Source organism: Mesorhizobium sp. P3_A10 (genome assembly GCF_056403175.1).
Genome location: NZ_JBFUFZ010000001.1, coordinates 431,784 through 452,319 on the forward strand (window position 1 = coordinate 431,784; position 20,536 = coordinate 452,319).

Sequence of the window (20,536 nt, forward strand, 5' to 3'; positions counted from 1 at the left end):
AGGCTGTCAACATCATAAATAGTCAAAAAACATCATAATATCGCAGATAGGGAGAGAAAATGCCTTACACCGACCGCCATCCATCGCTCCCGATGCCTGTATTTGATGGGAAAATGCGGCTCCACTCACATTTGCGGCGAGGCCGCGTGATTTGGTTTAGCGCAATGGCTTGCGCATCGGCCAAGGCCGGTTACATCATTTCCCATCAGAATCGCGGATAGGCATGAACCCTTGTCCTTGTCCGGTTGCGCAATTTTGATGCTTTTGGTGAGGTGATCGACAGTGCGGTCCACGCTGACAGACATAGCCCGGGAAGCCGGTGTTTCCCCGGCCACGGTCGATCGTGTGCTCAACAACCGTGCCGGCGTGCGGGCGCGCACCCGCGAAGTCGTGCTCGAAACGGCACAGCGGCTTGGCTACATCGCGGAAAATTCGAACAGCCCGGCCCCGCGCAGCGTCTTCTCCGGCGACGTCATCCGGCTCGACTTCGCACTGCCGGCCGGCACCAATTCCTTCATCAAGATGCTGCATCGCCACATCGAGGCGCAGGCGCAGGCGCGGCCCGATCTCGACGTCCATGTCTCCACCATCGAGGGCTTCAATCCCGACCGGCTCGCCCGGCTGCTGCAGGAGTTGCGCGGCCAGACGCAAGGTGTCGGCGTCATCGCGCTCGACCATCCAACGGTGCGCGAGGCGATCCGCTCGCTGTCGGCCAACGACATCAAGGTCGTCACCATCGCTTCCGACATCCAGCATGTGCCCAGGGTCGCCTATATCGGCATTGACAACCGCGCCGCCGGGCGGCTGGCCGGCTATCTGCTCAACCGCTTCATGGGCTCAGGGCGACCTGGCAAGGTGGCGCTGTTTGCCGGCTCGCTGTCCTATCGCGGCCATGAGGAACGCGAGATGGGCTTTCGCCACATATTGACGGAGGAATCGCCCAACCTGCAGATCGTCGAAATGCGTGAAATGCTCGACGACCGCGAGAAAGCCTATTCGGAGGCCTCCGCCCTTTTGGAGCGGCATCCGGATCTCGCCGCGATCTACAATGTCGGCGCCGGCAACACCGGCATTGCCCGCGCGCTGAAGGAGCGCGGCCGCGAACACTCGACCGTCTTTCTCGGCCATGAGGTGACGGACGGAACCAAGGACCTGCTGCTCGACGGCACCCTCGACGCGGTCATCGACCAGAACCCCCGCGTCGAGGCGCGAGAGGCGCTCAACACGCTGACCCATGCGGTGAAAGGGCTGCCCTACGAGCTGCACCAGCCCCGGCTGCAGGTGATCTTCCGGGAAAACATCCCGGAGATTTGAGTTTGGAAGGCTCGGCCTGACGCAGTCTATACCGCGATCAGCACCGTGCTTTCCGGAGACCAGCGCAACACCACATCCTGCCCCTCGGCCAATCGTTCGATGCCGGTGTTCTGGACGATGACCTTCAGCGTCTGTCCTGCCCGTTCGACGAAATAGGTGCTGTTGTTGCCGGCGAAGATACGCTTGGACACTTGCCCCTTGAGCATGTTGGCGTTGACGGCATCCGGTGTGCCGGCATCGGTAGCGATGCGGATGCGTTCGGGCCGCACCGCGCAGCTGGCCCTGGCGCCGGCGGCGAGCCTTGCGCCTGCCCCCGCCGCGATCGCCGTTCCGTCGGGCAAGCGGATGCCGTTGCCCGTGGTGTCGCCGCGAAAGATGTTGGCGTCGCCGAGGAAGGTGGCGGCGAACTCGCTCTTCGGGCTGTCGTAGATGTCTTCCGGCGGCCCCTCCTGCACCAGCCGGCCGTCGCGCAAGATGCCGATGCGGTCACTCATCGTCAGCGCTTCTTCCTGGTCGTGGGTGACGAAGATGGTGGTGATGCCGATTTCGCGCTGGATGCGTTTCAGTTCGATCTGCATGTCGACACGCAGCGCCTTGTCGAGCGCGCCGAGCGGCTCGTCCAGCAGCAGCACGCGCGGCTTGGTGACGATGGCGCGGGCCAGTGCGACGCGCTGGCGCTGGCCACCGGAGAGCTGGTGCGGGCGGCGGACGCCGAGCTTGCCGAGTTGGACCAGATCGAGCGCGCGCTGCACCTCCGTCGCGATCGTCGCTTTTGCCTCGCCGCGCACCGACAGGCCGAAGGCGACGTTGTCGGCAACGCTCATATTGGGGAACAGCGCATAGTTCTGAAACACCATGCCGATGCGCCGTTTCTCCACAGGCACCCGTTCGACGCTCTCACCGCCGATGGCGATGCGGCCGGTATCGGGAAAGTCGAAGCCGGCGATCTGCCTGAGCAGCGTGGTCTTGCCGCTGCCGGAAGGGCCAAGCAGTGCATAAAAACCGCCATCGGCGAAATCGATGGACACATCGTCCAACGCCTTGTGGGCGCCAAAGCTGCGAGAGACATTCGATACCTGCACGCCGGCCATTATTTCTCTCCGCCGAATTTGAAGAACCGTGCCGTGAGCAGCATGAGTGCCATCGACACGACAATGATGATGGTCGAGACCGCGTTGATCTCGGGCGTGAAACCTTTGCGGATCGCGGCATAGATTTCGACCGGAAGCGTCGTCTCGCCCGGTGTCGACAGGAAATAGGACACCACGAACTGGTCGAACGACACGGCGAAAGCGAACAGCCCGCCGGCGATGACGCCGGGCATGATCCACGGCAAGGTCACACGCCGCGTCACTTGCCACTGGTTGGCGCCAAGCGAGCGCGCCGCCTCTTCCAGTTCCGGCGCAAAGGTCTGCAGCCGGGCCGAAACGACGACGATGACGTAGGGCAGCGCCAGCGCGACATGGCCGAGCAGGATCGCATGCAGGCCGCGGCCGATGCCGACGCCGAAGAAGAAGATCAGCATCGCCGTGCCGGTGATCAGCCACGGAATGGCGATCGGTGGAAACAGCAGCGCCTGCAGGATTTTCTTGCCGCGAAATTCATAGCGAAACAGCGCCAGCGACGCCGCCGAGCCGAGCACCGTGCAGATGATTGTGGTGATGATGGCGATCTCGACACTGTTCCAGGTCGCGGCGATGATCTGGTCGTTCTGCCACAGCGAGGCGTACCATTCCGTCGTCCATTCAAACGGCAATTGGTAGAAGGGCGAGACGTTGAACGACATCAGCGCCATGATGATGATCGGCAGATAGAGGAAGGAGAGCAGCAGTCCGATGTAGAAGCGGCCAAGCCCTTCGAGGATGCGGGTCGTCTTCATCACGCGGCCCTCTTCAGCACCGGCGAGGCCACCGCCAGGATGACCAGCACGACGGCCAGCAGGATGAAGGACAGGGCAGCGCCCAGCGGCCAGTTGAACACGGCGACGAACTGGTCCTCGATCACCGTGCCGTAGAAGGTGCCGGTGCGGCCGCCGAGGATGCGCGGCTCCATGAACGAGCCGACGACGGGTACGAAGATCAGTGCCGAGCCCGCCACCAGGCCGGGCATCGAGAGTGGGATGATCACCCGCCTCAGCACCTGCAACCGCGAGGCGCCGAGCGAGCGGCCGGCCTCGATCAGCGAGTCGTCGATGGCCTGCAGCGTGAGATAACAGGTCAGCACCATGTAGGGCACGTAGGAGTGCACCAGCCCGATGATGACGGCCGGATAGGAATACATCAGATCGATGTTGATCTTGAATGGCAGCACGGCATTGAGCGCGGTGTCGAGAATGCCGCCTTCGCGCAAAACCATCGCCCAGGAGAAGATGCGCACCAGCCCGTTCGACCAGAACGGCAGGATGACCAGCAGGAAGATCGCCTCGCGGCTGCGGCCTTTCAGCACCTTGGCCAAGACATAGGCGGCGGGGTAGCCGATGATGACGCACCATAGCGTCACTTCGAGGCCAAGCCGCAGCGAAGCGAACAGCAGCGTCAGATAAAGGCTTTGCGAGAAAAAGGCGGCGTAGTTGCCAAGCGTGAAAGCCCATGGCTTGCCCGACAGCGGCAGCTCGGTCATGAACGAGAAGAAGACCATGGCCGAGAGCGGCAGAAAGATCGCCACCGTCAGCCAGAGATAGGCCGGCGCAAGCAGCGGCAGAGCCGATCTCAGCCCGCTGCGCGACGCGACCGCGCCCTGTACTGCCATGATACCCTCCTCCCAAGGATTGAAGGACCAGCCGGCGCGAACCGCCGGCTGATCCGGACGCGCGCTTTACTTCACGTCGACCTTGAGCTGCTGCCAGAGCGCCAGATAGGCTTCGCGCTGGGCGTCGGTGACCGGCGCCTGGAACTGGATGCGCTTGGCGACCTCTGGATCGCCCATCACCTTGCGATTGAAGGCATCTTCCGGAAGCGCCGCGACAGCCTTGGTGTTGGCCGAGACCGGGGCGCCGACCTTAGTGACCCATTCGACATAGAATTTCGGGTCGATCATCCAGTTGATGAAGGCTTCGGCGCCTGCGACGTTCTTGGAGCCGGCCGGGATGGAAAAGGCATCGAGCCAGGCGACGGCGCCTTCCTGCGGCACGACCAGCGAGACCGGCAGTTTGAAATGCGTCTTGGCGCGGTCGGCCGAGCCGCTCCAATAGGTGCCGATGTCGATCTGGTTGGAGGCGACCATCTGGTTCCAGTCGTTCTCCGAGCTCCAGAACGTCTTGATCTGCGGCATCAGCGAGGTCAGCTTGGTCTTGACCGCATCCATATCCTTGATGTCGTTGATGTTCTGGCCGGTGGCGATCGCCCCGAACTGCACCGCCTCGACGGCGTCGTCACGGATGACGACACGGCCCTTGTGGGCGGGATCCCACATCTCGGCAATCGAGGTCGGCGGCTTGTCGAAGGACTTTTCGTTGATGGCAAGCGCAGTCAGACCCCAGACCCACGGCACGCCATAGACCTTGCCGTCATGGTCGAGCATCGGCGAACCGGATTTGTCCGAGCTGATATCGGCATAGTTCGGCAGCTTCGACACGTCGATCGGCTGGATCAGCTTTTCCGCCATCGCCTGGTCGTTGAAGGCGGCGTTGATCATGACGACGTCGTAGAGGCCCGGATTGGTCCGTATCTTGGTCAACATTTCCTGTTCGGAATTGAAGAAGTCGTTGACGACCTTGTTGCCGGTCGCCTTTTCGAAAGCCGCGACGGCCCACGGCTCGTCGGTGCCGTAACCCTTCCAGTTGAGCACGTGCACTTCGTCGGCCCTGGCGGCAAACGCCAGTGCCGAGGTGAAGACGGCGGTCGCCGTCAAGAGAGCAGTCAGTTCAGGCATGCGCATGGTTTTGTTCCTCTCTTTGTTTGCCCGGTTCCGGGCTTTTTAGGCATTGGCCTTCTGGTTCTGGCCATGCTCCGCGGCCTGGCTCAGGAATGTCTGGATCTCTTGGTCGCTCGGCGCTGACGAGCCGCCATGGCGGGTGACCGAAAGGGCCGCCGCCGCATTGGCGTAGCGCGCCGCCTCGAAGGGCGGCATGCCGCGCGACAGCGCGCTGACGAAAGCGCCGATATGGGTGTCGCCGGCACCATTGGTGTCGACGGCGGCGACCTTGAAGCCGGGAATGATTTGTGTGCCGCCATCAGCCAGCCGCACGAAGCAGCCCTTGGCGCCGGCGCGGATGACGACGCCCGCTGCCCTGGGGCAGTGGTCGGCCAGCAGCCTTGCCGCCAGCATCTCGACATCGCCCGCACCGGCGATCTCGGCCGCTTCCGCGGTGTTGCAGCTCAGCCATGTCGTGCGGCCAAGCACCCGCGACAGGATCGGACGCGGAATATCTGAAATGACCGGCGTCGGATCGAAGACGAAAGGAATGTTTCCCGGCAGCGCCTCGATCCAGTCGGTCAGCGCCTCGCGGCTTCCGGAATAGCTCAGCGTATAGCCGGAGGTGAACACCCAGTCCCCTGGCGCGGCCGACACCGGTTCCATCATGTCGAGGCTGAGCACGCTCTCCGCACCTGGCCACGACACGAAGGTGCGCTCGGCATCGCTCGAGATCATGGCCACGCAATTGCCGCTGTCCATCAGCGGCGATGGCGGCGTCAGTGTCTCGATGCCTTCAGCAGCAAAGGCGGCGCGCAAAAAGTCGCCGTTCGGCCCGCTGCCCAACTGGCCGCCGAAGACGACCGTCATGCCGGTGCGGCTGGCCGCAACCATCATGTTGAAGCCGCCGCCGGCGACCTGGGCAAAGCTCGATGCCGTTTTTTCCATGCCGGGCGCCGGCAGAGCGTCGATGCGGTAGACATAGTCGACCACCGCGCTGCCGATATGGACAAGACGCCCGCTCATGCCGCGGCGTCCTCGCCGGTCTTGGCGACCCGCGCCGCGATGAGATCGGCGGCCAGCGCACGAACCTCTGAGAGGTCGATGCCCCTGAGATTGGCGATGCGCTGTTGCGGCAGTTTGGAAAAGCCGGCGCAGGCGCCGGCCATGCCGGCCGCGATGGCGCCGATCGTGTCGGTGTCGCCACCGAGATTGGCACTGATGACCGCCGCTTGCCACGGATCGCCGCGTGATATCTCGAGCACCGCGAAGGCGGCGGGAACCGATTCCTGGCTGGCGACGCCGGTGCCGACGAGATCGACGATCAGGCGGATGCCATCGTTAACAGATTTGCCGCGGACAAGGCCTCTCGCCCAGTCGATGCGCGCGGCGATATCGCCGCCGGTGGTCCAGTGGCCAAGGGCCGCGCCGCGCGTCGCCGCCAGAACGGCCTGATCCGAAGCCGAGCGCCAGTCGCCGCCGGCAACGCCGCAGCTCACGGCGGCCGCAACCGCAGCCGCCGAAGCAATGGCGATCGAGGTGTTGTGCGTGGCCTGGCAGGTTTCCGCCACCTTGGCGACCAGCGCGTCGAGCGGCTCTGGCGGCATCATGATGCCGACCGGCGCGATGCGCATGGCCGCACCATTGGTGTCGCCGCTGCGCCCCGCCTCCTCAGGCAGCACCCCGTCATTGATGGCGTCGATGGCGCGCTTGGTCGATGGTCCCAAAAGGTCGTAGCTGCCGCGTGCCTTGACGTCGCGCTCCCAGTCGAGCAGCGCGTTGACCCAGCGCCTGTGGTCGAATTGGTCGCCGGAATCGACGAGTATGCGGCCGAGCAGCAGCGCCTGTTCGGTATCGTCGGTGATGGTTCCTGATGCCATGCCCTTCGACACCGGATGGTCGGCGACGGGTGCTACGAAATCCTCGATATGGCCGTAGAGTTCGGCGATTTGGGCCGGCGACAGAAGCTGCGTCGGCATGCCGAGCGCATCGCCGATCGCGCCGCCGATCAGCGCGCCCATCGCCCGGTCGATCATTGCGGCGGAAGCGGTGTCCGGCATCCCTAGAATTCCATATGCAGCGCGAAATGCGCCGGGTTGAGCAGGCTGGTGACATATTCGATCGGCCGCCCGTCGGCGGCGCGCGTCAGCCGGCGGCCGCGCAGGAAAGGCGTACCCAGCGGACAGGACAGGATGGCGGCGTCTTCCGCATTCAGCATTTCGATATCGACCCATTCCTCGCCATGATCGGGCACGAGGCCGGCGTCGCGCAGCGTCTGGTGCAGAGACCCTTCGCGCAGGCCGCGCAGCGGCACGTCTTCCAGTTCTGATGACAGCGGCAGACGGCTGCGCTCTATGGAAATGGCATGGCCGTCATCGGCGTTGGTGCGGACACGATCGACGGCGATGAAGAACGGGCTTTCAATGCCGAGCCGCGCCGCGAGATCGACATCTTCAATGACCTCGAGCCGCAAGGTGCGGGTCTGCGCATTGGCGCCGGCATTGGCCAGTGCGCGCGACCAGCCGATGCTGTCGTCGACCGGCATGCCATCGAAAGTGACGAAGGAGCCGATGCCCACCTTGGTGGTAATCAGCCCACGGCTCGACAGTTCCTCGAGGCCCTTGCGGACAGTATTGCGGCTGACGGAAAAGCGCTGGACGAGTTCGTTCTCGCTCTGCAGTCGGTCGCCGAAGCCGAGCACGCCGGAGCGTATCTCCTGCTCGAGAACGGTCGCGATCTGTTCAGGCTTGCCCGTTCCGGGAGACAACAGAGCCGCGCGACGCTTCATATTGATACCTGTTCAATATACCTGTTCAGTCCTGTTCAATAACTGATGTGAACGACGACGTCAATTGCGAGTTGCCGCGAAAAGATGGGTGGTCCTTTTTGGGTGGCGTCGGCCGCTTTCCACATCCGGATCGAGCGCATGGGCGAGGTCGCGGATCGCATCCGTGCGAGATGCTTCTTCGATCTGGGCGTGGTTCATACATTAAAGTTGACTCGAACCATCATGTTTTAATATGTGACGGCTTCGAGCTGGTTCGCCAGCTGGCGCATCAGGCTCGATTTGGCACTGGCAGACAGGCTCGGAGGCTGAGTATGACGGAAGCATCGGCAAGCGGACTGACCTGCGAGGCGCGCCTGAACCTGCGTCACCTGCCGCATTACATCGACCGCATCAGCGACAGGCTGCAAAGTTTCGAGGCCGATGCGACGCAGGACGGCCAGCGGCTCGATTTCCGCTTCGCCTTCGGCGGCGCCTCGCTCGACATGGAGCGGCTGGTGATGCGAGCCAGTGCGACCGATCGCGATGGCCTCGCCCGCATCAAGGACCTGCTCGCCACCGCCGTCGAGGTCTACGCCAAGGACGAAAGCCCGGAGATCGTCTGGACCGGCGACCTTGCCAACGAGACCCACCTCGCCCAGTTTCGCGAGATGGTGGTGACCGATGTCGCCAACCTCACCCCGCATATGCGCCGCATCCGCCTCGCCGGCGAGGATCTCTCCCGTTTCGCCAAATTCGGCGGCATGCATATCCGTATGCTGTTCCCGACCAGGCAGGTGCCCGATCCGCTCTGGCCGGCGCTCGGCGGCAATGGCTTGCCGTTCTGGCCATCGGACGACAGGCGCCCGGTGGCGCGCGTCTACACCATCCGCAGGCTGGACGTGGACAAGGGCGTTGTCGATGTCGACTTCCTCACCCATCCCGGCGACAGCGTCGGCTCGGCCTGGGCCACACAAGCGGCACCCGGCATGAAAATCGGCATCATGGGGCCGGTCGGCCGCCCGGTGCGGCAGGCCTCCTGGTATCTGATGGGCGCCGACGAAACCGGCCTGCCGGCGCTGGCGCGACTGCTGGAGACGCTGCCCGCCCAGACCAAAGGCGTTGCCTTTGTCGAGATCGCTGACGAAGTCGAACGACAGGAGATCGAAAACGCCACCGGCATCGAACTGCACTGGCTGGCGAGAAACGGCGTGCCGGCCGGCACCGATGAGAGACTGGCGCGCGCCGTCCAGTCGGTGGTGTGGCCGCAGACCGGCTCGGCCTTCGGCTGGTTCGCCGCCGAAGCGGCCGCCGCAAAAATCGTTCGCGAACATTGGCGCGGCAGGCTGGCGCTCGGTCACGACGAGACGCTGGCTGCCGCCTATTGGCGACGTGGTGCAGCGGGATTGATGGCCAACTGATCTCGCTCCGTCACACGAAGAAAAACTCCTCGATGCGCTGTTTTGCAGCGAGCAGTGCCGGCAGGATCTCTTTCTCCATCTCCTTCACGGAAAACCGCGCCGACTGGGTTGAAACATTGATCGCCGCCACGGTTCGCCCGGTACGATCGTTGATCGGCACGGCGATCGAGCGCAGGCCGAGTTCCAGCTCTTCATCGACGATGGCAAAACCATCCGCTTTCGCCTTGTCGATGGCTTCGGCAAGCGATCGCCTGTCGGTGATCGTCTTCGGTGTGCGTCTGTCAATCTTTGCCTGGGCGACGAATGTTTGCAGTTCGTCGGGCGCAAGACCGGCAAGCAGGATGCGCCCCATCGAGGTGCAATGCGCCGGCAGCCTGGTGCCGACATCAAGCGATACGCTGAGGATGCGCCGGCCCGGAACACGCGCGACATAGACGACGTCTTCACCCGACAGCACCGCGGCGTTGCAGGCCTCGTCGAATTGCCCAGCCACCGCGCGCAGGATGGGTGCCGCGAATGTCCACAGCGAAGCACCGCCGAGCCAGGTGCGCGCGACAGTCAGCAGGCGCGGCGACAGCGAAAACAGCCGGCCGGACTGTGTCGCATAGCCGGCGGCCACCAGCGTCAGCAGGAACCGGCGCGCCCCGGCACGGGTCAGCCCGGCTTCCTCCGCCATTTCGGTCAGCGTCATGCCGGCGGGGTGCCTGGCCAGTATCTCCATGACCGCAAGCCCGCGTTCGAGCGAACCGACATGGTCACGCGAAGCGCCCTCATCGTCCATGCAGCCTCCGAAATCCCAGGATTGACTCGACATCAATGCTCGTCGTAAAAGTATCTCATACAAAACATTTGTTCGCAATACGAACTTTTTTGGATGTTGGAGTTCCTGCGATGGTCAAATTCCTGCCGCTCGGCCAGGCCGTGGCCGAGAATCTGCATGATGGCGATACGGTTGCCTTCGAGGGCTTTACCCATCTGATCCCAACGGCAGCGGCGCATGAAGCCATCCGACAGGGCTTTCGCGACCTGACCTTGATCCGCATGACCCCGGACCTGATCTACGACCAGATGATCGGCATGGGCATGGCGAAGAAGATCATCTTCTCCTATGTCGGCAACCCCGGCGTCGGCCTGTTGCGGCGCGCCCGCGACGCCATCGAGAACGGTTTTCCCAGATCGATCGAGATCGAGGAGCACAGCCATGCCGGCATGGCCAATGCCTATGAGGCGGGTGCTGCCGGCCTGCCTTGTGCGGTGTTCCGCGGCTATCGCGGCGCCGGGCTGGCGGCGGTCAATCCCAACATCCGGTCGGTCACATGTCCGTTTACTGGCGAGATGCTGGCCGCCGTGCCCTCGATCCGCCCCGATGTCACTTTCATCCACGCCCAGAAGGCCGACAGGAAAGGCAATGTGCTGGTTGAGGGCATCATCGGTATCCAGAAGGAAGCGGTCCTGGCGGCAAGGCGTGCGGTGGTCACGGTGGAGGAAGTGGTCGACAATTTCGACGATCTGCACCCCAATCTGACTGTGCTGCCGCGCTGGACGATCGCGGCGATTTCGGTTGTGCCAGGCGGCTCGCACCCGTCCTACGCGCACGGCTATTATGCGCGCGACAATGCCGCCTACCTCGAATGGGACGACATCGCCGCCGACCGTGAAAAATTCCAGGCGTGGATGCAGACGAACGTCATCGACAAGGGCGCCGACGATTTCGCGGCCCGCGTCGAGCATCTGAGGAAAGCGGCATGAGCGACAATCAGAACCCCTTGGGTTTCACCCCCAACGAGATGATGACCATCGCCGCCAGCCGGGCGCTAGGGAATGACGATGTCTGTTTCGTCGGCATCGGCGCGCCGTCTGCCGCCTGCAACGTGGCGCGGCTGACGCATGCGCCCGACATTACGCTAATCTACGAAAGCGGCACCATCGGCACGGCGCCCGACGTGCTGCCGCTGTCGATCGGCGATGGCGAGCTCTGCGAAACCGCCGTCACCACCGTCGCGGTGCCGGAAATGTTCCGCTACTGGCTGCAGGGCGGCCGCATCTCGATCGGTTTTCTGGGCGCTGCCCAGCTCGACAAGTTCGGCAACATCAACACCACGGTCATCGGCGACTATCTTCACCCGAAGACCCGGCTTCCCGGCGGCGGCGGGGCGCCGGAGATCGCGACGTCGTCTAAGGAGGTCTACATCACCATGGCGCAGACCAGGCGCGGCATGGTCGAGAAGATCGACTTCTTCACCTCCTTTGGCCATGGCGAAGGCGGCGATCATCGAAAGCGTCTCGGCATCGATACGGCTGGGCCGACGCTGCTGATCACCGACCTCGCCATCTGGAAACCGGACCCTGTGACCATGGAGTTCACGGTGGTGTCGCTGCATCCCGGCGTGTCGCGCCTTGAGGTGCAGGAGACCTGTGGCTGGGTCGTAAAGTTCGCCGAGGCGCTTGACGAAACACCGGCGCCAAGCGAACTCGAACTGAAGACATTGCGCGACCTGCAGGCCCGCACCAAGGCGGCGCATGAGGGGACCGGAAAAGAGAAAGCTGCATAAATGGCCGAGGCCTATATCTGCGACTACATCCGCACGCCGATCGGCCGCTTCGGCGGTTCGTTGTCATCGGTTCGCGCCGACGACCTCGGCGCGATACCCCTGAGAGCTTTGGTCGAACGCAATCCCGGCATCGACTGGCAGGCGGTCGACGATGTCGTCTACGGCTGCGCTAACCAGGCCGGCGAGGACAACCGCAACGTGGCGCGCATGTCCCTGTTGCTCGCCGGCCTGCCCCAGGACATCTCCGGCTCGACCGTCAACCGCCTGTGCGGCTCCGGCATGGATGCCGTCATCATCGCCGCGCGCGCCATCAAATCCGGCGAAGCCGAGCTGATGATAGCAGGCGGCGTCGAGTCGATGAGCCGCGCGCCCTTCGTCATGCCGAAAGCAGATACCGCTTTCTCTCGCAATGCCGAGATCTACGACACCACCATCGGCTGGCGCTTCGTCAACCCGCTGATGAAGAAACAGTACGGCGTCGATTCAATGCCGGAGACCGGCGAGAATGTCGCCGAGGATTTTTCGGTGTCCCGCGCCGACCAGGATGCCTTTGCCGTGCGCAGCCAGGACAAGGCGGTCGCCGCGCAAGCCAATGGCCGGCTGGCGAAGGAGATCACGCCGGTGACGATCCCGCAGCGCAAGGGCGATGCGGTGATCGTCGGCAAGGACGAGCATCCCCGCGCGGGTACGACAGTCGAGTCGCTGGCCAAGCTGCCGACACCGTTCCGCCAGGGCGGCACGGTCACCGCCGGCAATGCCTCCGGCGTCAATGACGGCGCTGCGGCGTTAGTCATCGCTTCGGAAGCGGCGGTGAAGAAATACGGCCTGACGCCGATTGCCCGCATCCTAGGCGGCGCTGCCGCGGGCGTTGCGCCGCGCATCATGGGCATCGGCCCGGCGCCGGCGACGCAAAAGCTGTGCGCGCGGCTCGGCCTGACGCCAAAGCAGTTCGATGTCATCGAGCTCAACGAAGCCTTTGCTTCCCAGGGCATCGCGGTGCTGCGCCAGCTCGGCATCGCCGAGGACGCCGGGCACGTCAACCCGAATGGCGGCGCCATCGCGCTCGGTCATCCACTCGGCATGTCGGGCGCGCGCATATCAGGCACGGCGGCGCTGGAGCTGCGCGAACGCGGCGCCAGATACGCGTTGGCCACCATGTGCATCGGCGTCGGCCAGGGTATCGCGATCGCGCTCGAAAGGGCGTGAGAACCGCTAGTCAGTAAGGAAGGCCGACATAATTCTCCGCCAGCGCGGTCGACGCCGCCTGCGAGTGCACGAGATAGTCGAGCTCGGCTTCCTGGATGCGCTGGCCGAAGTCGCCGGTATCGGGGAAGCGGTGCAGCATCGTCGTCATCCACCAGGAAAAGCGCACCGCCTTCCACACCCGCGCCAGCGCCTTGCCGGAATAGGCGTCGATGCCGGCGCGTGATTTCTCCAGATAGAATTCGCGAAGCCCAACAAAGAGATAGCGCACGTCGCTGGCGGCTAGGTTGAGCCCCTTGGCTCCGGTCGGCGGCACGATGTGGGCGGCGTCCCCGACCAGGAACAGCCGGCCGAAGCGCAGCGGCTCGGCAACGAAGGAGCGCAGCGGCGCGATCGACTTCTCGAAGGACGGTCCGGTGGTGACCGCAGCTGCCGTCTGCGGCGGCAAGCGGCGGCGCAACTCATCCCAGAAGCGATCGTCCGACCACGCCTCGACCTGGTCGTCCAGAGGACATTGCACGTAGTAGCGGCTGCGGTGCGTCGACCGCATCGAGCACAGCGCAAAGCCGCGCTCGTGGTTGGCATAGACCAATTCATGATCGGCCGGCGGCACTTCGGCCAGAACACCCAGCCAGCCGAATGGATACTGTCGCTCGAACGTCTTCAGCGCCCCTTCGGGCACTGACTTGCGGCTGACGCCATGATAGCCGTCGCAGCCAGCAATGAAGTCGCAGTCGATACGGTGGCTGACGCCGTCTTTTTCGTAAGTGGCGAACGGCGCATCACCATCGAAATCATGGAGCGCGACGTTTGCCGCCTCGTAGACGGTGATCAGCCCAGCCGCGTCGCGCTTGTCCATCAGATCATGCGTCACTTCGGTCTGGCCATAGACGGTGACGTGCTTGCCGCCGGTCAATGCCGCCAGGTCGATGCGGTGCAGGCGGCCATCGAAGGCGAGCGAGATGCCGGCATGCGGAAGCCCTTCGGCATGCAGCCTGGCGACCGCGCCTGCCTGCTCGAGCAGCTCGACCGTGCCTTGCTCGAGTACACCGGCGCGCACGCGGGAAAGCACGTGCTCGCGGCTTGAACGCTCGAGGATGATGGTCTCGACACCGATGCCGGCCAGCAACTGCCCGAGCAGCAGGCCGGACGGTCCCGAACCGACGATGACAACTTGTGTACGCATCAGTGTCCCAGGTTTTCGATCTGCGCGGCCAGTTCGGCGGCTAGCCGCAGCGACGCGGCCGTTGCCACGACCATCTGCGGCAGCAGCAGCCATTCGAGCGTCCAGGCCGCGCCCGACCGCTCCTGCTCATGCACGAGAGCCTGATGCATGCCGGACAGCTGGGTGGCGTTGAAACGGGCCAGCGCCACCAGCGCCTCGGCCTTCACCGGGTTCTGCTTGTGCGGCATGGCCGACGAACCGCCGCCGCCGGAAAGTTCGATCTCCGCGCCGCCTTGCGCCATCAGCGCAATGTCCTGCCCGAACTTGCCGAGGCTGCCGCTCACCAGCGACAGCCAGCCGGCGAAGTCTGCCAGCGTGTCCCGCTGGCTATGCCATTGCGGGGCATCGCCAAGGCCGAGCCTGGCGGCGAGCGCCGCGCGCACAGCCTGCCCCTTGTCACCAAGCTTTTCCAGCGTGCCGGCGGCACCGCCGAACTGCACCACCAGCAAGCGCGCGGACTGTTCCGGCAATCTCTTCTGGTGCCGTTGCAGCGGCGCCAGCCATGCCCTGACGCGATCCGACACTCGAATAGGGATCGCCGGCTGCATCCTTGTCATTCCGGTCAGTGCCCTGCCCCCGAAACGCTCATCGAGCGCTGCAAGGCGCACGATGTTTTCGGTCAGCAGCAGACTGAGATGCTCGACCACAGACTTCAGCCGCAGCACCAGCGCCGTATCGATGACATCCTGGCTGGTGGCGCCGAAATGAACCGAGGCGCCATGCGGCTCACCGACCGCCGCCCTGATCTGGCGCACCAGTTCCGGAACCATGACGCCATCCTTCGCCACGCCGGCACGAAGCAAGCCTGTGTCCGGTCTGAACGAGGACAGTGTTGCAACGATCGCTGCTGCCGCGTCCTTGCCGATAATTCCGTTTTCGGCCTCCGCTTCCGCCAGCGCCCGCTCGAACGCCAGCATCGCCGCAATTTCCGCCTCGACGGAAAAAAGCCTGGCGGTTTCCTCGTCGCCGAGAAGGCTGGAAAGCAGCGGATGGTCGAAAGGCGATACGGTCATGTGGTCAGGTCAACTGTCGAAGAAGACCGTCTCCTTGTCGCCCTGGAGGTGGACGTCGAAGACGTAGGTGTTGCCCTGACGCCCGGCGATCAGCGTCGGCACGCGAGCGCGATGCTCGATGCGCGCCAGGATCGGATCTTGCGCATTGGCTTCCGCCTCGTCGGAAAAATACAACCGCGTCTGCAGGCCGATGTTGATGCCACGAGCGACGATCCACAGGCTGATATGCGGCGCCATCAGGCGCCCATCCTGGTACGGTACGCGGCCGGGCTTGATCGTCTCGAACTCGCAGAGGCCCGTTTCCATGTCGGTCGGGCAGCGGCCCCAACCGAAAAAGTTCGGATCGGCGGCACCGCGCAATTCGGCCGGCGAATTGTAGAGACCGTCGGCATCGGCTTGCCAGATTTCGATCAGTGCGTCCCTGAGCGGCGTGCCGATGCCGTCGAGCACCCGGATGCGCAGGCCGATCCGCTCGCCCCTGGTGTTCTCATTGACCATCGCAGCGCCGAGATCGCTGGCATAGACGCCGTCGATGCCGCAGAAATTGGGCGTCAGCCCGATATGCACGTAAGGACCGGCGGTCTGCGAAGGGCTTTCCTTGAACCTACCGAGCGACTGCGCCATCAATTGCCCTCCGGCCTGTTCTCGAACAGCGTCGACCGCCGCCCGCGCAGCACGATGTCGAACTTATAGGCGAGCGCGTCCATCGGGATCGTCGATTGCATGTCGAGCAAGGCAATCAGCGCTTCCACCGCAGCCTTGTTGGAAATGCCGCCAACGATCGGGCATCGCCAGATCAGCGGATCCCCTTCGAAATACATCTGCGTGATCAGCCGCTGCGCGAAGCCGTGACCGAACACCGAAAAATGGATATGGGCCGGTCGCCAGTCGTTCGGCCCGTTCGGCCACGGATAGGGTCCGGGCCTGACCGTGCGAAAGGCATAGCCGCCATCCTCGCCGGTGATGGTGCGGCCGCAGCCGCCGAAATTCGGATCGAGCGCCGCCAGATAGCCGTCCTTCTTGTGGCGGTAGCGGCCGCCGGCATTGGCCTGCCAGAATTCGAGCAGCACACCGGGAACGCCGATGCCGCGCTCGTCAAGCACGCGTCCGTAGACGATGATGCGCTCGCCGATGGCGCTCTCGCCCGGCCTGGCGAAATTGTGGATCAGGTCGGCGTCCAGTTCGCCGAGCATTGCGTGGCCGAACACGGGACCAGCAATCTCCGACAGCGTGTTGTCGAACGACAGCAGCGCCTTCTGCGGCGAGCGCAGCACGGAACTCTTGTAGCCCGGCGTCAGGGCCGGCGGATGCCATGTCCGGTCGCGCTGGAAGAAGGCGCCGGTCTCCGGCGTCCGGTTCGAACCGGACTTAGCGGGCATGGACATTCTGGCTTTCGTCCATCTCCGAGAATACCTCCTTGGCGATCTTGAAGGCCCGGTTTGCCGCAGGCACGCCGGCATAGATGGCGACATGCAGGAACGCTTCGCAAATATCGTCGCGCGAGGCGCCGGTGTTGGCGGTGGCGCGCACATGCATGGCGACCTCTTCATCATGACCGAGGGCTGCTAGGAGCGCCAGCGTCACGATCGAGCGCTCGCGTTTGGACAGACCGGGCCGCGACCAGACGGTTCCCCACGCCGCCTCGGTAATAAGATCCTGGAACGGCCGGTCGAAATCGGTGGCGGCATCCGCTGCCCGGTCGACATGCGGGTCGCCAAGCACGGAGCGCCTGACCGCCAGTCCCGTCTGGTATGTGGTTGTGGTCTTGGACATGTCATCCATGAGTTTGCTTTCGATCGGGAAGCGATGCGACGAAATCGCGGATCAAGGCGGTCAGTGCCCCGGGCTGCTCGACGCAGGGAATGTGCCCGGCATCGCGAATGATTTCGAAGCGCGCGCCGGGGATAAGGTCGGCCAGCCAGCGGACGAGATCGGGGCCAGTCGAGCCATCCTGATCGCCGACGACGCAAAGCGTCGGCACGCTGATGTGCTGCGCAATTTCGGTGAAATCCGCGTCGCGAACCGCGGCACATGTCCCGACATAACCGGCGAGCGCCTGCCTGGTCAGCATGTTCCAATAGCCGTCAAGCTCGGCCACGCGGGCTGAGTGGAAGGCTGGAGTGAACCACGTCTTCAGCACAGTATCGGCGATGGCCTGGATGCCTTTGCTTTCGACCGTTGCGATGCGTGTGTTCCAGCTGTCGGTCGTGCCGATCTTGTGGGCCGTGTCGCACAGGATAAGGCCATCGACGATCTCCGGGCGCCTGGCACAGAAGCCTTGCGCGACCAGGCCGCCGACCGACAGGCCGCAAAGCACGACATTCGTCAGCCCGAAATGATCGATGAGGCCGGAGAGATCGTCGACATGATCGTCGATCGAGCGGATGCCGCCGATATCGGAGAGCCCGTGGCCACGCTTGTCGTAGACCAGCATGGGCATTTCCCCGCTCAATTCAGAGGACACCGCATCCCAGATGCGGAAGTCGGTGCCGAGCGAATTGATGAACACGATCGGGCGCGTGCTGCGGTTCGCCTTGCTATGGCGATGGTGCAGCGTGATGCCGCCAATGTTGACGAATGGCACGATTTCGATCCTCCATCTTCACATTGCACTAGGTATTTGGTTCGGTAAAATGATATTTTGCGCCGTTTCATTAACTCAGGGGTTATGAAAAACCATGGTCGAAAGCCGCATCCGGTTCCGCCATCTGCAGGCATTCCTCGAAGTAGCGCGGCAGCGGAGCGTGGCCAGAGCAGCCGATTTTCTGCATGTCAGCGCGCCGGCGGTGACCAAGACATTGCGGGAACTGGAAGAGGCGCTCGGTGTCGCCGTCGTCGAACGCGACGGCCGCGGCATAAGGGTAACGCGGCTCGGCGAAATCTTCCTTGGCCACGCCGGCACAGCAATCACCGCGCTGAAGCGCGGCGTCGATTCCGTGCGCCAGGACGGGGCAATCAACCGCCATCCGATCCGCATTGGCGCGCTGCCGACGGTGTCGGCGCGGGTGATGCCGCTCGCGATGAGCCTGTTCCTTAGGGAGAATACCGGGGCCGCGATCAAGATCGTAACCGGCGAGAACGCGGTGTTGCTCGAACAGTTGCGCGTCGGCGCGCTCGATCTCGTCGTCGGGCGGCTGGCGGCGCCGGAAAAGATGACCGGCTTCTTCTTCGAACATCTCTATTCCGAGCAGGTGCTGTTCGTGGTGCGCGCCGGCCATCCGCTGCTGCAGCCGGGCACGGATGTGTTCGCCAGGCTCGACGAGTTCCCGGTGCTGATGCCGACACGGGAATCGGTCATCCGTCCCTTCGTCGACCGCTTGTTCATCACCAATGGCATGACGGCGCCGGCAACGGAGATCGAAACCGTCTCGGATTCCTTCGGCCGCGCCTTCATGCGCCAGAGCGACGCCGTCTGGATCATCTCGGCCGGCGTCGTGGCCAATGAAATCAGCAGTGGCGCGTTCGTCGCCTTGCGCGTCAACACGGAGGAAACCAAGGGGCCGGTCGGGCTGACGATGCGCACCGACACCGCCCCCTCGCCGGCCTTCTCCATCATGCTGCAGACCATCCGCGAAGCCGCCAGCCAAAACGCCTGAGACACTCGGGCGTCGACGGAAACAGGGCGACCTTGCCTCGAAGAATTCATAACCCCCGAGTTAGTAAAACACCGCAAAATATCATTTTACCGAACCAAACGCCTAGTGCACTGTGATGTCGGAGGATCGAAATCGTGCCATTCGTCAGCATCGGCGGCGTACCGCTGCACCGTCGCCGGATTCGGGCGAACGGCAATGCTGCGATGGATGAATTCAACGGGCAGCAGAAGCTTTGAGCGAACCGGCGGTTCGCCTCACGGCGCCGCCAGAAAAAGGGAGGACCAACCACATGACTCCAGTCAAATCCGTCATTCGCGGCGTCTCGCGGCGCCAGTTCATCGCCACATCGATCGCCGGCGGCGCGGCACTCGCTTTCGGTGGCAGCAAAGCCTTCGCGGCGGGTGACACGCTCAAGGTCGGCTTCGTCAGCCCGCGCACCGGCCCGCTCGCCGGCTTCGGCCAGACCGACGGCTACGTGCTCGACCTTGCCCGCAAGGCTCTGGCCGGCGGCATCGAACTCGGCGGCAAGAAATACAGCGTCGAAATCCTCGACCAGGATACGCAATCGGATCCGTCGCGCGCCGGCCAACTGGCCAAGGACCTGATCAACAACCAGGGCATCGACCTGATGCTGGCCGTGTCCACGCCCGAAGTCATCAATCCGGTGGCCGATGCTTGCGAAGCCGCCGGCGTGCCTTGCCTGTCCACCGTCATGCCCTGGGAAGCCTGGTATTTCGGCCGCGGCGCCAAGCCCGGCGAGCCGTCACCGTTCAAATGGACTTATCATTTCGGTTTCGGCGTCGGCGAGTTCTTCAAGACCTACATCTCGCAATGGAACCTGATCGAGACCAACAAGAAGGTCGGCGTCATGTATCCAAACGATGCCGACGGCAACGCCATCCGCGCCCATCTGGCGCCGCTGCTGGCCAAGGAAGGTTTTACCATCGTCGATCCCGGCGCCTACGAGACCGGCACCACCGACTATTCGTCGCAGATCGCCATGTTCAAGCAGGAAGGCGTCGAGATCTTCAACTCCTTCCCGATCCCGCCGGATTTCGCCGCGTTCTGGCGCCAGGCGGCACAACAGGGCCTGACCAAGCAGATCAAGATCGCCCAGGTTGCCAAGACCGGACTGTTCCCGTCCGACATCGAGGCGCTCGGCGATCTCGGCATGAAGATTTCGAGCGCCGCCTACTGGCACAAAGCCTTCCCCTACAAGTCGCCGCTGACCGGCGTTTCGGGCACCGAGCTTGCCGACGGCTATGAGGCGGCGAGCGGCAAGCAGTGGACGCAGCAGCTCGGCGCTTCGATGTCGTTGCTCGACGCCGGCTTCGAGGCGCTGAAGGCAAGCACCGACGTCAAGGACAAGGCAGCGGTGGCCAAGGCGCTGAGCACGCTGAAGACCGAGACCATGATCGGCAAGGTCGACTTCACCAGCGGACCGGTGGCCAATGTGTCGCCCGGCCCGATCATCGGCACACAATGGGTGGCCGCCAAGGAAGGCAGCAAGTTCGCGCTCGACTATGTGGTGACCGACAACGCCACCGACCCGAAGGTACCGGTCGAGGCCAAGCTTCTGCCTTACAACGGCTGATG

General features: G+C 63.8%; 21 protein-coding genes. 7 read left to right on the plus strand and 14 right to left on the minus strand.

Translation table 11 applies throughout. The features are described from left to right. The first annotated feature begins 282 nt into the window (after positions 1 to 282). Positions 283 to 1,314: a LacI family DNA-binding transcriptional regulator gene (locus AC1DXU_RS02065; RefSeq protein WP_477312277.1), complete on the plus strand. Its 1,032-nt coding sequence runs from the start codon at positions 283 to 285 to the stop codon at positions 1,312 to 1,314. 26 nt (positions 1,315 to 1,340) lie between these two features. Here the strand turns inward: AC1DXU_RS02065 and AC1DXU_RS02070 are convergent, their stop codons facing one another. The 7 genes from AC1DXU_RS02070 to AC1DXU_RS02100 form a co-directional block, all read right to left on the minus strand. Then, positions 1,341 to 2,405 carry an ABC transporter ATP-binding protein gene (locus tag AC1DXU_RS02070; protein WP_477363731.1) on the minus strand — a complete coding sequence of 355 codons (1,065 nt, stop codon included), beginning with the start codon at positions 2,403 to 2,405 and terminating at the stop codon, positions 1,341 to 1,343. Next, complete coding sequence (locus AC1DXU_RS02075; protein ID WP_477313639.1) at positions 2,405 to 3,193, minus strand: ABC transporter permease; 789 nt, start codon at positions 3,191 to 3,193, stop codon at positions 2,405 to 2,407. The genes AC1DXU_RS02070 and AC1DXU_RS02075 overlap by 1 nt, the downstream gene beginning before the upstream one ends. After that, on the minus strand, positions 3,193 to 4,062 hold the full coding sequence (locus tag AC1DXU_RS02080) for an ABC transporter permease (protein ID WP_477312279.1): 870 nt from the start codon (positions 4,060 to 4,062) through the stop codon (positions 3,193 to 3,195). Before AC1DXU_RS02080 ends, AC1DXU_RS02075 begins: the two co-directional genes overlap by 1 nt. Positions 4,063 to 4,128: 66 nt before the next feature. Next, positions 4,129 to 5,190, minus strand: coding sequence for an ABC transporter substrate-binding protein (locus AC1DXU_RS02085; RefSeq protein WP_477312280.1), 1,062 nt, complete (start codon positions 5,188 to 5,190; stop codon positions 4,129 to 4,131). Positions 5,191 to 5,229: 39 nt separating this feature from the next. Continuing rightward, the gene (locus AC1DXU_RS02090; protein ID WP_477312281.1) at positions 5,230 to 6,192 is read right to left on the minus strand and encodes a PfkB family carbohydrate kinase; all 963 of its coding nucleotides are present in this window, start codon (positions 6,190 to 6,192) and stop codon (positions 5,230 to 5,232) included. Then, complete coding sequence (locus AC1DXU_RS02095; protein ID WP_477363734.1) at positions 6,189 to 7,226, minus strand: ADP-ribosylglycohydrolase family protein; 1,038 nt, start codon at positions 7,224 to 7,226, stop codon at positions 6,189 to 6,191. Before AC1DXU_RS02095 ends, AC1DXU_RS02090 begins: the two co-directional genes overlap by 4 nt. A 2-nt stretch (positions 7,227 to 7,228) precedes the next feature. Continuing rightward, on the minus strand, positions 7,229 to 7,954 hold the full coding sequence (locus AC1DXU_RS02100) for a GntR family transcriptional regulator (protein ID WP_477363737.1): 726 nt from the start codon (positions 7,952 to 7,954) through the stop codon (positions 7,229 to 7,231). A 311-nt stretch (positions 7,955 to 8,265) separates the two neighbouring features. On the opposite strand from AC1DXU_RS02100, the gene AC1DXU_RS02105 reads away from it, so the two are divergent. After that, entirely contained in the window at positions 8,266 to 9,351 is a 1,086-nt protein-coding gene (locus AC1DXU_RS02105) for an SIP domain-containing protein (protein WP_477363740.1), read from the plus strand. A gap of 10 nt (positions 9,352 to 9,361) precedes the next feature. Here the strand turns inward: AC1DXU_RS02105 and AC1DXU_RS02110 are convergent, their stop codons facing one another. Next, positions 9,362 to 10,132 carry an IclR family transcriptional regulator domain-containing protein gene (locus AC1DXU_RS02110; RefSeq protein WP_477363743.1) on the minus strand — a complete coding sequence of 257 codons (771 nt, stop codon included), beginning with the start codon at positions 10,130 to 10,132 and terminating at the stop codon, positions 9,362 to 9,364. A 110-nt stretch (positions 10,133 to 10,242) separates the two neighbouring features. Between AC1DXU_RS02110 and AC1DXU_RS02115 the strand changes: the two genes are divergently transcribed. From AC1DXU_RS02115 to pcaF, 3 genes are read left to right on the plus strand one after another with little or no spacing between them, the layout of a single operon-like run. Further along, positions 10,243 to 11,100, plus strand: a complete 858-nt coding sequence (locus AC1DXU_RS02115) for a CoA transferase subunit A (RefSeq protein ID WP_477363746.1) — start codon at positions 10,243 to 10,245, stop codon at positions 11,098 to 11,100. Continuing rightward, positions 11,097 to 11,903 carry a CoA-transferase subunit beta gene (locus tag AC1DXU_RS02120; RefSeq protein ID WP_477363749.1) on the plus strand — a complete coding sequence of 269 codons (807 nt, stop codon included), beginning with the start codon at positions 11,097 to 11,099 and terminating at the stop codon, positions 11,901 to 11,903. Before AC1DXU_RS02115 ends, AC1DXU_RS02120 begins: the two co-directional genes overlap by 4 nt. Then, the gene (pcaF, locus tag AC1DXU_RS02125) at positions 11,904 to 13,109 is read left to right on the plus strand and encodes a 3-oxoadipyl-CoA thiolase (protein ID WP_477363752.1); all 1,206 of its coding nucleotides are present in this window, start codon (positions 11,904 to 11,906) and stop codon (positions 13,107 to 13,109) included. Between the two features lie 10 nt (positions 13,110 to 13,119). Here pcaF and pobA read toward each other — a convergent pair whose 3' ends face one another. The 6 genes from pobA to pcaD are packed head-to-tail and all read right to left on the minus strand — an operon-like array spanning position 13,120 to position 17,928. After that, positions 13,120 to 14,292, minus strand: coding sequence for a 4-hydroxybenzoate 3-monooxygenase (pobA, locus tag AC1DXU_RS02130; protein WP_477363754.1), 1,173 nt, complete (start codon positions 14,290 to 14,292; stop codon positions 13,120 to 13,122). Next, complete coding sequence (locus AC1DXU_RS02135; RefSeq protein WP_477363757.1) at positions 14,292 to 15,344, minus strand: 3-carboxy-cis,cis-muconate cycloisomerase; 1,053 nt, start codon at positions 15,342 to 15,344, stop codon at positions 14,292 to 14,294. The genes pobA and AC1DXU_RS02135 overlap by 1 nt, the downstream gene beginning before the upstream one ends. Before the next feature lie 9 nt (positions 15,345 to 15,353). Next, positions 15,354 to 15,968 carry a protocatechuate 3,4-dioxygenase subunit alpha gene (gene pcaG, locus AC1DXU_RS02140; RefSeq protein ID WP_477363760.1) on the minus strand — a complete coding sequence of 205 codons (615 nt, stop codon included), beginning with the start codon at positions 15,966 to 15,968 and terminating at the stop codon, positions 15,354 to 15,356. Further along, a complete protein-coding gene (gene pcaH / locus AC1DXU_RS02145) occupies positions 15,968 to 16,723 on the minus strand; it encodes a protocatechuate 3,4-dioxygenase subunit beta (protein ID WP_477365928.1) in 756 nt (251 codons plus the stop codon). Before pcaH ends, pcaG begins: the two co-directional genes overlap by 1 nt. Next, a complete protein-coding gene (gene pcaC, locus AC1DXU_RS02150; RefSeq protein WP_477363763.1) occupies positions 16,713 to 17,126 on the minus strand; it encodes a 4-carboxymuconolactone decarboxylase in 414 nt (137 codons plus the stop codon). Before pcaC ends, pcaH begins: the two co-directional genes overlap by 11 nt. Continuing rightward, the gene (gene pcaD / locus AC1DXU_RS02155) at positions 17,119 to 17,928 is read right to left on the minus strand and encodes a 3-oxoadipate enol-lactonase (RefSeq protein ID WP_477363766.1); all 810 of its coding nucleotides are present in this window, start codon (positions 17,926 to 17,928) and stop codon (positions 17,119 to 17,121) included. Before pcaD ends, pcaC begins: the two co-directional genes overlap by 8 nt. A gap of 94 nt (positions 17,929 to 18,022) precedes the next feature. On the opposite strand from pcaD, the gene pcaQ reads away from it, so the two are divergent. Then, positions 18,023 to 18,940 (plus strand): pca operon transcription factor PcaQ, encoded by a 918-nt coding sequence (pcaQ, locus tag AC1DXU_RS02160; protein WP_477363769.1) that lies wholly within the window; start codon positions 18,023 to 18,025, stop codon positions 18,938 to 18,940. Between the two features lie 289 nt (positions 18,941 to 19,229). After that, positions 19,230 to 20,534, plus strand: a complete 1,305-nt coding sequence (locus tag AC1DXU_RS02165; protein WP_477363772.1) for an ABC transporter substrate-binding protein — start codon at positions 19,230 to 19,232, stop codon at positions 20,532 to 20,534. Positions 20,535 to 20,536 lie beyond the last annotated feature (2 nt).

Coding starts and splice junctions, on each gene's coding strand:
- AC1DXU_RS02120 (WP_477363749.1), top strand. CDS start 11,097: ATGAGCGACAATCAGAACCCCTTGGGTTTCACCCCCAACGAGATGATG.
- AC1DXU_RS02075 (WP_477313639.1), bottom strand. CDS start 3,193: ATGAAGACGACCCGCATCCTCGAAGGGCTTGGCCGCTTCTACATCGGA.
- pcaQ (WP_477363769.1), top strand. CDS start 18,023: ATGGTCGAAAGCCGCATCCGGTTCCGCCATCTGCAGGCATTCCTCGAA.
- AC1DXU_RS02070 (WP_477363731.1), bottom strand. CDS start 2,405: ATGGCCGGCGTGCAGGTATCGAATGTCTCTCGCAGCTTTGGCGCCCAC.
- AC1DXU_RS02165 (WP_477363772.1), top strand. CDS start 19,230: ATGACTCCAGTCAAATCCGTCATTCGCGGCGTCTCGCGGCGCCAGTTC.
- pcaG (WP_477363760.1), bottom strand. CDS start 15,968: ATGGCGCAGTCGCTCGGTAGGTTCAAGGAAAGCCCTTCGCAGACCGCC.
- AC1DXU_RS02110 (WP_477363743.1), bottom strand. CDS start 10,132: ATGGACGATGAGGGCGCTTCGCGTGACCATGTCGGTTCGCTCGAACGC.
- AC1DXU_RS02115 (WP_477363746.1), top strand. CDS start 10,243: ATGGTCAAATTCCTGCCGCTCGGCCAGGCCGTGGCCGAGAATCTGCAT.
- AC1DXU_RS02090 (WP_477312281.1), bottom strand. CDS start 6,192: ATGAGCGGGCGTCTTGTCCATATCGGCAGCGCGGTGGTCGACTATGTC.
- AC1DXU_RS02080 (WP_477312279.1), bottom strand. CDS start 4,062: ATGGCAGTACAGGGCGCGGTCGCGTCGCGCAGCGGGCTGAGATCGGCT.
- pcaC (WP_477363763.1), bottom strand. CDS start 17,126: ATGGATGACATGTCCAAGACCACAACCACATACCAGACGGGACTGGCG.
- pcaF (WP_477363752.1), top strand. CDS start 11,904: ATGGCCGAGGCCTATATCTGCGACTACATCCGCACGCCGATCGGCCGC.
- AC1DXU_RS02095 (WP_477363734.1), bottom strand. CDS start 7,226: ATGCCGGACACCGCTTCCGCCGCAATGATCGACCGGGCGATGGGCGCG.
- AC1DXU_RS02105 (WP_477363740.1), top strand. CDS start 8,266: ATGACGGAAGCATCGGCAAGCGGACTGACCTGCGAGGCGCGCCTGAAC.
- AC1DXU_RS02085 (WP_477312280.1), bottom strand. CDS start 5,190: ATGCGCATGCCTGAACTGACTGCTCTCTTGACGGCGACCGCCGTCTTC.
- AC1DXU_RS02100 (WP_477363737.1), bottom strand. CDS start 7,954: ATGAAGCGTCGCGCGGCTCTGTTGTCTCCCGGAACGGGCAAGCCTGAA.
- pcaH (WP_477365928.1), bottom strand. CDS start 16,723: ATGCCCGCTAAGTCCGGTTCGAACCGGACGCCGGAGACCGGCGCCTTC.
- pobA (WP_477363754.1), bottom strand. CDS start 14,292: ATGCGTACACAAGTTGTCATCGTCGGTTCGGGACCGTCCGGCCTGCTG.
- AC1DXU_RS02135 (WP_477363757.1), bottom strand. CDS start 15,344: ATGACCGTATCGCCTTTCGACCATCCGCTGCTTTCCAGCCTTCTCGGC.